This is a genomic window from Methylocystis sp. (assembly GCF_051062815.1).
Lineage (GTDB): Bacteria > Pseudomonadota > Alphaproteobacteria > Rhizobiales > Beijerinckiaceae > Methylocystis.
This window is the reverse complement of the sequence record NZ_JBPFDU010000026.1, coordinates 198,732-209,232: the sequence shown is the minus strand read 5'-3', so window position 1 is coordinate 209,232 and position 10,501 is coordinate 198,732. Positions and strand designations below refer to the sequence as shown.

Here is a 10,501-nt window from a genome sequence, read left to right as displayed (position 1 = left end):
GTCGTCCGAAGCGTCCCAGTGAATGAACACGCCGACCGCAATGAAGATGTCGTCGGCCTCATCCATCGGGATCACGCCCTCGGCGACCGAATCCGCGACCGCCTTGGCGACGCCATGCTGCGCCGGGCCGAACATCTGCACCGCCTGCTTGGCGCCCTTGATCGTCACCTTGTTGAAGAGGATCGTGTTGGGCTTGCACAGCAGGTTCGGCGCGACGACGGCGAGCAGCGTCGTGAAGCCGTCCTTGTTGTTGACGAGCGCGTTGGCGAAGGCGAGCTCGGCCGCCGAGCCGCGCGGACCCATGATCAGATCGATATGCGCAACTTCATTGCCGTCGCCGACCAGCGACTCGCCGACCAGCATCTTGTTGATTAAAGCCATGTTTTTCTCCCAGAATTCTGGCGCCGGATTCACGAGCGCCCTATGCGAGCCGCACGCGGGGGCGCGGCGATGAGAGCCCACGCACGCGGCGCGGACTCAACCATTTTTGCGCGGCCTTGCCAAGGCGCGGGGCCTGGCAAGCGCGCGAGACGTCACACGAGTTCGCGGGCCAACGCGAAAGCGTGACGGAAGTCGAGGCAGAGCGGCTCGTCGGACGTCGCCATCTTCTTGAAGAGACCAGACTCCGTGCCGTATTTGACGTTGCCGATCGCCAGCGCGCCGATACCCAGCGCGCCGTGAGGCGAGACCACGACGCCATTGTCATGCAGGCCGCACCCTTCGACGCCGAGAGGCGGCACGGCGTTGACGTCGGCGGCGATCAAGAGATCCTTGGCGGCGGCGAGATCGTCCTTCGATAGCACCTGGACGCCGGCGCGCGCCGCGCACAGCGCGATTTCATGCTGGCGCAGCAAGTCCCGCACTTGTTCTGGAGTGGAGCCGTCGGCAGGCGCAACCTTGATGTTAAAGCGCTTGCACATTTCGTCGGCGAGCTTGGCGACACGCTCGAGGCCGCTATAGCCGACGACGGTGACCTCTGCGCCTTCAAGCGCCGAGATGACGGCGGCGGAATAGCCGACAACGCCCGTCGCCCCGTAGATGACGACTTTCGAGCCCTTGAGCTCGCGCTGTTTCTTCTCCCGCAGAATCTTTTCGACGCAGGCGACCATGGCGCCGGCGGTGGTGAAGGAGCCGTAAGGATCGGCGAAGAGCGACACTTCGAAGGGCTTGAGCAGCGCTTTCTTTGCCGTGTCCATCATGTCGAGCGCGAGCACGGCGTCGCGGCCGGCAAAGAAGATGCCGGTGCGCAGCGCCGCCGAAGGCGCGCGCGAAAACATCGCGTCCTGCACGAGCGCGGTGACTTCGTCGAGCGTGACATTGGTGTAGGGAATCGCCGCGTCATAGCCGGCGTCGAGGGCCATGTTCACGTCGAAGGGGCTCATATGCTTCAACGTGCTGAGCATGTGCAGAATCGCTTTGGCCATTGAATCTCCCCAACCTTTCCCTCGATTTTCGCGTCTTACGCGGCCAATAGGCGACGCGCGGCGGGAGACAGTCTCCAGCCCCTCGATCTCTCAAAGATACCCGGCAAAAGGAACGGCGCGCGGGCGCGCGCCTCGGCCTCGCCCGAGCGATGGGAGGCTTAGAACCCAGAACGAAGCCGATGTCTAGAGGCGTGTGCGCCGCAGCGAGCGGCCGCATGGCGGCGACGGTTGGTTGACGCCGGCCGCGCTTTGCCTCTATAAGCCCCGCAATCGAGGCTCGGCGCAATCGGCGTCGCGCCTCGCTGTGTTTTTCACCCTCTGCTGGCGATCGCGGGCGACTGACGCCGCGGTCGACGCATGGAAGAATAGAGCGAAAGGAACCATTATGTCCCGCCGTTGCGAGCTGACCGGAAAGGGCGTGCAGTCCGGCAATCTCGTCAGCCATTCCAATCGGAAGACGAAGACCCGCTTTCTGCCCAATCTCGTCAATGTGACGCTCGCCTCAGAGGCGCTGGCGCGTTCGGTGCGACTGCGCATCTCCGCGGCGGCGCTGCGGTCGGTCGAGCATCGCGGCGGGCTTGACGCCTTCCTTGTGAAGGCGAAGAGCGAAGAGCTCTCGCAGAACGCCCGAACGCTCAAGCGCGAAATCGAGAAGAAGCAGGCGGCCGCGAGCGCTTAAAGCTTCGCCTTCTGTTTTGACATTTGGCCCCGTCGCTTGCGGCGGGGCTTTTGTTTTGCGGCGCCCCGAGTTCGTCGCTGAAAAAGGCGGGCATCCCTTCTCCCATGGGGAGAGGGATTGCGCGCCCGGCGTCACGCCTTCTGGCGAAACTACCCTCGCAGATCCGGCGGCGTCGCTTCCTCCGCCAGCCGCTTCAACGCCTCCTCGAGCGAAAGCTGCGTCTGCGCCTGCGATCCCAGCCGGCGCATGGAGATCGTCCGCTCGGCCGCCTCTTTCTTGCCGGCGACGAGCAGCACGGGAACTTTCGCCAGCGAATGTTCGCGCACCTTGTAGGTGATCTTCTCGTTGCGCGCGTCGACCTCGACGACAAGCCCGAGCTTTCGCGCCGCGGCGGCGACCTCATAGGCGTAATCGTCGGCGTCCTGCGTGATCGTGCAGACGACGATCTGCAGCGGCGACAGCCACAGCGGCAGATGTCCGGCGAAATGCTCGATCAGAATGCCGGTGAAGCGTTCGAGCGAGCCGAAGATCGCGCGATGGATCATCACCGGCGTCCTCTTCTCGCTGTCCGGCCCGATGTAATAGGCGCCAAAACGCGACGGCAGGTTGAAGTCGACCTGCGTCGTGCCGCATTGCCACTCGCGGCCGATCGCGTCGCGCAGCGTATATTCGAACTTGGGGCCGTAGAAAGCGCCCTCGCCCGGATTGATGCCCGTCTTGATGCGTCCGCCCGAGCCCGCTTCGATGTCGCTCAAGACCCGCGTCATGATCGCCTCGGCCTCGTCCCAGGCCTCGTCGGAGCCGACGCGCTTTTCGGGCCGCGTCGAGAGCTTCACGACGACTTCCTCGAAGCCGAAATCGGCGTAGGTCGACAGAATGAGATCGTTGATCTTGAGGCATTCTTCCGCCATCTGCGCTTCGGTGCAGAAGACATGCGCGTCATCCTGCGTGAAGGCGCGCACGCGCAGCAAGCCATGCAGCGCGCCGGAGGGCTCATAGCGATGCACGACGCCGAACTCGGCCATGCGCAGCGGCAGATCGCGGTAGGACTTCAGGCCGTGTTTGAAGATCTGGATATGTCCTGGACAATTCATCGGCTTGATGGCGTATAGCCGATCTTCGTCCGTCTGTTCGCGCGCCGGCTGCGAGACGAACATATTCTCACGAAACCATTCCCAATGGCCCGACGTCTCCCAGAGCGTCTTGTCGAGAAGCAGCGGCGCGTTGACTTCGCTATAGTCGGCCTTGAGGCGCCGCCGCATGTAGGAGATGACGTTCTGGAACAGCGCCCAGCCCTTCGGGTGCCAGAAGATTGCGCCGGGGCCTTCCTCCTGAAAATGGAACAGGTCCATCTCGCGCCCCAGGCGGCGGTGATCGCGCCGTTCGGCTTCCTCCAGCCGGTGCAGATAAGCGTCGAGCTCCTCCTGCGTCGTCCAGGCCGTGCCGTAGATGCGAGACAGCATCGGCTTCGTCGAATCGCCGCGCCAATAAGCGCCTGCGACCTTCATCAGCTTGAAGGCCGTGCCGACCTTGCCGACGGAAGGCAGGTGCGGACCGCGGCAGAGATCGAGCCACTGGCCCTGCCGATAGACGCTCAAGGGCTCATCGGACTTGATCGCGTCGATGAGTTCGCCCTTGAAAATCTCGCCCTTGGTCAGAAACCATTGCTTGGCGTCGTCGCGGCTCCAGACTTCGCGCGTGATCTTGGCGTCGCGCGCGACAATCTCGCGCATCTTCTTTTCGATGACGGGCAAGTCTTCGAGCGTAAACGGCTCGGAACGGAAGAAGTCGTAATAGAAGCCGTTCTCGATGACCGGTCCGATCGTCACCTGCACGCCGGGATAGAGCTCCTGCACCGCTTCGGCCAGCACATGCGCGGCGTCATGGCGAATAAGCTCAAGCGCGCGCGGATCGTCGCGGGTGACGAATTCGATTCTAGCGTCGCGCGCGATCGGGCTTGCGAGGTCCACGAGCGCGCCGTCGAGCGTCATGGCGACGCTGCGCTTGGCGAGAGAAGGCGAGATGCTCTTGGCGATGTCGACGCCCGAAACGCCGGGCTCGAACTGACGGGACGCCCCGTCGGGGAATGTAACCGCTACCATAGTACGCTCCTGTCGCGCTCAGTCGCCGATACGAGTCGACGTAAGTCGCTTTGGATGGACGGCGCTTTCATAACGCCGCCCGCGCGCAGGCGCAATCGGCGCGAAGCAATATTGGCTAACGAAAAAGACGTGACGCGCCCACAATGACGGAGTGCCCACGAACCACCAAAGCATCTGCGAATCTGCGACCCGAGCAGCAAGAGCTGTTTCGTCTTCTGAGACTTATAGAAGAATCCAAGCCAAGGCTTCGCGAAATGTGTTCAAGACCAAGTCGACTCCCATGAGGAGACGGTGACCTCGCTAGCGGATAGACGCGATCCGTCGAAGCACGTGGGCCCCGAACTAGCCGAAGATGGCCGCGGGTCGCACCACATCGAAAGCCGCTGATGTTGCTGTCGCGCTCGAACTGGCGCTTCGGGCCTCCGGGTGCGATGGACTTCGAACTCTTTCGAATCCATCTTCCAGTCCATTTGGCAACTCATTTGCCTATTGAGTAATAAACGAAGAAAGCCCCTTTCCTATGATTGTCGTGCCGCCAATTGTAAAAGTCGGCGCTGACTATCTTTGTCGAGTTTTGAATACGCGTTCGGTAGTTCGACACTCTTGACCAGCCTATGGGGCATTCGCCCCGACCCACTGGGCAGCGCTTAAGATTGGACGAACCCAAATCAGATCGGCAGCGTTGGCCACCCGGAGCCCAAGAAGAATTCCCCATGCACGCAACCACGGACACCACGCGTGCCTGCCTTGGCAAGCCTACCGACAATGTCGAGTGATTCCGCTCATTGCGAGAACATGGGATCAATAGGTTCCGGACTCCGCGACAGAGAAGGCCGGGACGATTTTGGCACCTACAAGCGGATTGGTCGGCCGCAATCGCGGGAAGCCTCGCGAAGATCGCAAACGCCATCGCAACAAATAGCACGTTTAACGCGAACGTTCGTTTCATTGACGAGAGATCCTACTAGATTTGGACAAACCACATCGAGGCGAGGCGGCATCCATGATCGGTTCGGCTTCGGCAGCTGTGCAAATTAACGACATACGTTTTTTACGCATCTATCCCGCGATTGGTAACAAATCCTCATGCAGGGTGAATTGGACATTTGCGATTTCCCGCTGTCAAACCCACCTTGGATTCGGCATCCCACTGCACATTGTTCAAAATGAATGTTACAACTTGCTACGTTACAAGTTACGGCGGCCATTACCCGGAAGTCACTCTCATTGCCGAGAGCATTGTGACTGGAAACAGCTAGAAGCCCCGCGCAAACTGCAACAGCAATTGTTTGTCTCATAGTTCCCTCTCCTCTAACTCGATCGGGAATTTCCATGCGGCCTGTCGATTTCGAGGGCCGACCACAGAATCTCGCACTTACGGTCGGCAGAGTTCACGAGAGAACCCTAATTATGGCAACGGCTCAGGTGAAAACAGCAAGATACGCTACGCAGCGACATCGCTCCCCAAGCGCCGATAAATCCTGACTCCGAACCCGGAGAGATTGTGCGCTTGTAGTCAGACCCCCGCGCAATGTCCCACTTCGCAACTATATCCCAGTCACAATTATTTACTACGTTTGCGTCTCCACTGCGACGCTGGACGTATACACAGCTTGGGAAGCTGCTTCTCTGTCCTTTACTGCAGCCATCTCCTGCCATTACCGACACAACACCGATGTCTCCAAAGATTACAGCTGCTGCCAAGCAGGTAAAAAAATATTTCATTCTACTTACCTTTGCTTCTATGTCTAAGTGGTATACGGCATAGAAATGAAAGCCATTTGATGTTTGAGCTGTTTCGAGCGCTTCTGATCTGGCGCTAAGCTTTTAAAGACTCATATTCCTTGGGCAGATTCCACTGCTCCACCTTCGTCGCGCCAATAAGCCTGATCCCTTTATGACCCATCGTTCCTTCTAGCGCGCGGACTAATGGAAACCGCTTAGGCGGAACAAAATCCCCGAGGCAACCAGTTACCTCGATGTCCCAATAATCGGGTTTTTGGATGTATACATATGGGTTTAGGCGCGGATCGATTCGGGGATTGTCTTTACCCCAGACAATCAAGACGTAAGCGCCCGCAACTCCTCGAATGACCTCAAAACTTGTGAAGTCTATGAGCCCACAGGTCTTTAGTGAATTAGTTGTCTTCTCGAACGGCCAAATATCGTCTTCGCCAGCCATCTGCGTATCCCTTCAAGGTTCAAGTTGATTTGCTTCATGATTGCTTCGTTTCGCGAATATCGATCTTAATGGCGTCCACCGATTGCAGCTACCCCCATTTGGGGTATAATCGAATATATCAATTTATCGCTCAAGTTGTAGTTTGGATGATGCGAGTAAATCCGAACAACCCTTTGCTGATCGACCTCATCTACGCAGCGGCGCTCGGAGAACGCCCATGGCAAGATTTTGTCGATAACCTTTGCCCGCTCCTTCCGAACGGCAAAGCGTTCCTGTTCTTCCATGACGCAGCCGCGCGAGCAGGCGGGTTCGCGCTGAGCGCTGGCCTCGAACCAAATGCTGCGCGCGCCTATGGCGACTATTATTGCCGTTTGAATCCGTGGATGCAGGGAGCTTCCACGCGCCCGTTGGGTCGAGCCGTGCGGGCGGACTCGATGCTCCCGCGTCAGGAGCTGATGAAAACTGAGTTCTACAGCGATTTCCTCCGGCCGCTGGATGTTGTCTCCGGCGTCGGCGTCACGATTTCACGCGACCTGCGTCGCAATCTCATGCTGAGCATCCTTTCGGCAGACGCTGACGAAGATGTTTTCGAAGAAGCGACGAGGTGCGTGCAGGCGCTCGTCCCTCACCTCAATCGGGTATTGGAATGGTACCGCGGCGATCAGATGGGTGCTGCGGCCCTGCTCAACGGCAAAGGCCTATGTGAGCATTTGCGGGCCGGTATGATTGGGATCGGCGCCCATCGCAAAATTCAGGGGGTCAATGACATTGCAACAGAAATTCTGAAAAGGACGCCCGAGCTGTCCATCGATTGCACGGGACGGCTTCACTGCGTCTTACCCGCGGTGATCGACTGCATCGACGTCATGCTGTCGAGTTGGACCAGAGAATTGCCGGCCTTATCGCCGACAAGCTTCCTGCTGCCTCGTGAAAAGCACACTTTACCGTTACGGGTGACCGTTCTCTCGCCGCCGAGCGATCGTGAAACAGCTTTCTTCCGCGGTCCGGAATGCGTCCTCGTTTTGGAAGAGGCTATTGCCGATATGTCAGCGGCGATTCAGGAATTCAGCGCGCTTCACCAGCTCACAGAAGCCGAGGCGCACAATGTCGCGGGTTTGGCCGAGGGTCAGTCGTTGAACGACATCGCGGACCTCTCGGGGAAGTCGGTCGAAACGGTTCGTAAGCAGATAAAGCATGTGTTTGCCAAGACAGGGATGAGCCGTCAGGTCGACCTTGTTCGCAATATATGCTTTCTCGCCGGAACTGTGCTCAGGCGATAGTTTTGATGCAGGATCGCCGTCGACACTCGACCGCGCCAATCTATAAACTCAGCCTTTCGGATAGCCGGTAATTATCCCAGTCGGCGCAGCTTTCGACGATTGGCCCGCCCCGCTGAATCGATGCCAGGTTGATTGAGGCTGGAACCAGCCATTTTTGACATCTGTTGAGGAGAGATGAGGGTGGCTCGGAAGCGGCGTGCGTGCGAACACATCATTGGGCATTTTCGTAAAGCGGAAGTTCGTCTTAGCCAGAGCTATCAGGTGGGAAAACGGCGAGATATTGGCATTCCCAGTTTTGTTCTGAAATGGCGCGCCCGAAAGGATTCGAACCTCTGACCCCCAGATTCGTAGTCTGGTGCTCTATCCAGCTGAGCTACGGGCGCCTGCTTCGCCATAGTCCCCGTGCGTTAAACGGGCTATGGCGACGTGTCGGCTCGTTTACCGGCAAGCGACGCGAATGGCAATAGCGCATTTACTTTCGCCGCACGCAGCCTTGCGTCGACGGCGTGAGCATTTAGATAAAAGGCTCTAAGTGGGATTTCTAATGGAAACGTTCCTGTCGGACGGCGTCGAGATAGCCTATGTGGATTTCGAGCCTTTAACGGAAGATCGCGGCGAACCGATCGTCCTCGTGCATGGCTTCGCCTCGACCCATGCCGTGAACTGGCTGTTCACGCAATGGGTCAAGACGCTGACCGAGGACGGGCGCCGCGTCATTGTCTTCGATAACCGCGGCCATGGGCGCTCCGCCAAGCTGTACGATCCGGCGCAATATAGTCTCGACCTGATGGCCGCCGACATCGTGCATCTGCTCGACCATCTGTCGATCCCGCGCGCCGACGTCATGGGCTATTCGCTCGGCGGACGCATCGGCACGGTGCTGGCGCTGACCGCGCCCGAGCGCGTGCGCTCCTTGATCCTCGGCGGCATCGGCGAAAATCTCATCGAGAACTCCGGCCTGCCGCGCGGCCTCGCCGAAGCCATGGAGATTGAGCGCATCGAGGACATTGACGATTCGACGCTCAAAATCTTTCGCGGCTTCGCCGAAGCCACCCGCAGCGACCTCGCCGCCCTCGCCGCTTGCGTGCGCGGCGCCCGCAAGTCCGTCGAGCCCGAGTTGCTCGCGCGGATTACCGCGCCGGTGCTGATCTGCGTCGGCACGCGCGATGACGTCGCCGGCGACCCGCTCCCGCTGGCCGAGTTCTTCCCCAACGCCCGCGTGGTCGATATTCCCGGCCGCGACCACAACCGGGCCGTCGGCGACAGGATTTACAAGCAGGCGGTGCTGGAGTTCCTGGATATGCGGCCTTAGCGGTCGCGCGGGCGCCCGTGCTATTGTCCAAGCGTTCCGCTATGTAATGCCTGACCAAGGAGGGGCGGATGGGCGCCGAAACGCGCGAATATGGCGCGAAAATCATCGACTTCGCCCAGAATGATCCGTTGTTCGCGCGCCTGCGCGCGGAGGCGGAGGACGTGCTGCGCCGCGAGCCCGAGCTCGGCGGCTTCCTGCATCCGGCGATCCTGTCGCAGAGCGGCGTCTTGGGCGTCGTCGCGCATCGCGTGGCGCAGCGCCTCGACCGGCCGGAGGCCCCCTATATCGCAATCCGCCAGGCGTTCGAAGAATGCGCCGCGCGCGAGCCTGGACTGGTCGAGGCGTTCCGCGCCGACCTGCTCGCCGTGCTCGAGCGCGATCCCGCCTGCACAAGGCTGATCGAACCGGCGCTGTATTTCAAAGGCTTCCATGCGCTGCAGACCTATCGTCTGGCGCATTGGCTTTGGAAGAACGGCCGCAGCGACTTCGCGCTGATCCTGCAGAGCCTGTCGTCGCAGACCTTCCAGGTCGACATCCATCCCGCCGCCGTCATTGGCAAGAGCGTCTTCATCGATCACGCCACCGGCGTCGTCATCGGCGCGACCAGCGTCGTCGAAGACGAAGTGTCGATGCTGCACGGCGTGACGTTAGGGGGCACCGGCAAGGCGCGCGGCGACCGGCACCCGAAGGTCAGGCGCGGCGTGCTGATCGGCGCCGGCGCGAAGGTCCTCGGCAATATTGAGATCGGCCGCTGCGCCATGATCGCCGCGGGCTCCGTCGTGCTCGATCCGGTGCCCGCCAACAAGACCGTCGCCGGGGTGCCGGCCCGAATCGTCGGCGACGCGCGCTGCGCCGAGCCGGCGCTTGCCATGGATCAGATGCTGGCCTATCTCGACGCCGGCATGTGAGTGGCGGGGTTGACCTTGAGCAGAATTCTACTGGGCTTTGCGCTCGTTTTTGTCGCGGCGTCGCTGCTGTCTCCGCGCGCCGCGTTGGGCGCCGGCTGGCATTATTACGACCCGGAATGTCCGATCGATCTTGGCGGCAAATCGATGAAATTTGTCGCCATGCAGCCCAAGAAGAACGTCGACCGGGAATGCATCGCGCTGCCCGACGTCGGCCCGAGCGTCATCGTGCTCGACGCCGCCGACGCTGAATTGCGCGACATGAACTGGGATATCCGCATCCTGCGCGGCAATGGGCCGAACGGCGACGCCGACCCCGAAGCCGACATCGTCGGCCGCCTGCCTGTACAGAAATTCCGCAATGGCATGGTGAATTTCGACCAGAATTTTAGGGAGCCCGGCGAATACGTGCTGTATGCGCGGCTGACGAGCGACGACGGCGCGAAAAGTTTTGAGGGCCGGCACCCGTTCTCGGTCGGCCTCGTCACCGACGAGGAAATTTATCTCTACATCGCCTTCGGCGTTTTCGTCGTCGTCGCCGGCGGCGTCGCCTTCACGCTGTGGCGCCAGGGCAAGCTCGGATTCAAAATCCCGGATTTTTCGAAGACGGATTGAGC

At 60.2% G+C, this 10,501-nt stretch carries 9 protein-coding genes and 1 tRNA gene; 5 read left to right on the top strand and 5 right to left on the bottom strand.

Annotation, left to right across the window (positions count from 1 at the left end; genetic code table 11):
* Together fae and ACR65W_RS03780 are read right to left on the bottom strand one after the other, a co-directional pair.
* The coding region (gene fae / locus ACR65W_RS03785; RefSeq protein ID WP_434502287.1) for a formaldehyde-activating enzyme at positions 1 to 381 on the bottom strand (381 nt) is incomplete at its 3' end.
* A gap of 152 nt (positions 382 to 533) precedes the next feature.
* On the bottom strand, positions 534 to 1,424 hold the full coding sequence (locus ACR65W_RS03780; RefSeq protein ID WP_123176710.1) for an NAD(P)-dependent methylenetetrahydromethanopterin dehydrogenase: 891 nt from the start codon (positions 1,422 to 1,424) through the stop codon (positions 534 to 536).
* A 385-nt stretch (positions 1,425 to 1,809) separates the two neighbouring features.
* On the opposite strand from ACR65W_RS03780, the gene rpmB reads away from it, so the two are divergent.
* Positions 1,810 to 2,103 carry a 50S ribosomal protein L28 gene (rpmB, locus tag ACR65W_RS03775; RefSeq protein WP_256032486.1) on the top strand — a complete coding sequence of 98 codons (294 nt, stop codon included), beginning with the start codon at positions 1,810 to 1,812 and terminating at the stop codon, positions 2,101 to 2,103.
* Positions 2,104 to 2,252: 149 nt separating this feature from the next.
* Here rpmB and thrS read toward each other — a convergent pair whose 3' ends face one another.
* Together thrS and ACR65W_RS03765 are read right to left on the bottom strand one after the other, a co-directional pair.
* Entirely contained in the window at positions 2,253 to 4,205 is a 1,953-nt protein-coding gene (gene thrS / locus ACR65W_RS03770; RefSeq protein ID WP_434502285.1) for a threonine--tRNA ligase, read from the bottom strand.
* 1,819 nt (positions 4,206 to 6,024) lie between these two features.
* Positions 6,025 to 6,387 (bottom strand): hypothetical protein, encoded by a 363-nt coding sequence (locus ACR65W_RS03765; RefSeq protein WP_434502283.1) that lies wholly within the window; start codon positions 6,385 to 6,387, stop codon positions 6,025 to 6,027.
* 68 nt (positions 6,388 to 6,455) lie between these two features.
* Here ACR65W_RS03765 and ACR65W_RS03760 point away from each other — a divergent pair, with 68 nt between their 5' ends.
* The gene (locus ACR65W_RS03760) at positions 6,456 to 7,667 is read left to right on the top strand and encodes a helix-turn-helix transcriptional regulator (protein WP_434502281.1); all 1,212 of its coding nucleotides are present in this window, start codon (positions 6,456 to 6,458) and stop codon (positions 7,665 to 7,667) included.
* 306 nt (positions 7,668 to 7,973) lie between these two features.
* On the opposite strand, the gene ACR65W_RS03755 is transcribed toward ACR65W_RS03760, so the two are convergent.
* A tRNA-Arg gene (locus tag ACR65W_RS03755) sits at positions 7,974 to 8,050 on the bottom strand.
* A gap of 161 nt (positions 8,051 to 8,211) precedes the next feature.
* On the opposite strand from ACR65W_RS03755, the gene ACR65W_RS03750 reads away from it, so the two are divergent.
* The 3 genes from ACR65W_RS03750 (at position 8,212) to ACR65W_RS03740 (ending at position 10,499) form a co-directional block, all read left to right on the top strand.
* A complete protein-coding gene (locus ACR65W_RS03750) occupies positions 8,212 to 8,979 on the top strand; it encodes an alpha/beta fold hydrolase (protein ID WP_434498928.1) in 768 nt (255 codons plus the stop codon).
* A 68-nt stretch (positions 8,980 to 9,047) separates the two neighbouring features.
* Complete coding sequence (gene cysE, locus ACR65W_RS03745) at positions 9,048 to 9,887, top strand: serine O-acetyltransferase (protein WP_434498929.1); 840 nt, start codon at positions 9,048 to 9,050, stop codon at positions 9,885 to 9,887.
* Between the two features lie 15 nt (positions 9,888 to 9,902).
* Positions 9,903 to 10,499 (top strand): hypothetical protein, encoded by a 597-nt coding sequence (locus ACR65W_RS03740; protein WP_434498930.1) that lies wholly within the window; start codon positions 9,903 to 9,905, stop codon positions 10,497 to 10,499.
* Positions 10,500 to 10,501 lie beyond the last annotated feature (2 nt).

What these genes read in the sequence shown, in the direction of transcription:
- ACR65W_RS03780 (WP_123176710.1), bottom strand. Translation starts at nt 1,424, where the DNA reads ATGGCCAAAGCGATTCTGCACATGCTCAGCACGTTGAAGCATATGAGC.
- rpmB (WP_256032486.1), top strand. Translation starts at nt 1,810, where the DNA reads ATGTCCCGCCGTTGCGAGCTGACCGGAAAGGGCGTGCAGTCCGGCAAT.
- thrS (WP_434502285.1), bottom strand. Translation starts at nt 4,205, where the DNA reads ATGGTAGCGGTTACATTCCCCGACGGGGCGTCCCGTCAGTTCGAGCCC.
- ACR65W_RS03765 (WP_434502283.1), bottom strand. Translation starts at nt 6,387, where the DNA reads ATGGCTGGCGAAGACGATATTTGGCCGTTCGAGAAGACAACTAATTCA.
- ACR65W_RS03760 (WP_434502281.1), top strand. Translation starts at nt 6,456, where the DNA reads ATGGCGTCCACCGATTGCAGCTACCCCCATTTGGGGTATAATCGAATA.
- ACR65W_RS03750 (WP_434498928.1), top strand. Translation starts at nt 8,212, where the DNA reads ATGGAAACGTTCCTGTCGGACGGCGTCGAGATAGCCTATGTGGATTTC.
- cysE (WP_434498929.1), top strand. Translation starts at nt 9,048, where the DNA reads ATGGGCGCCGAAACGCGCGAATATGGCGCGAAAATCATCGACTTCGCC.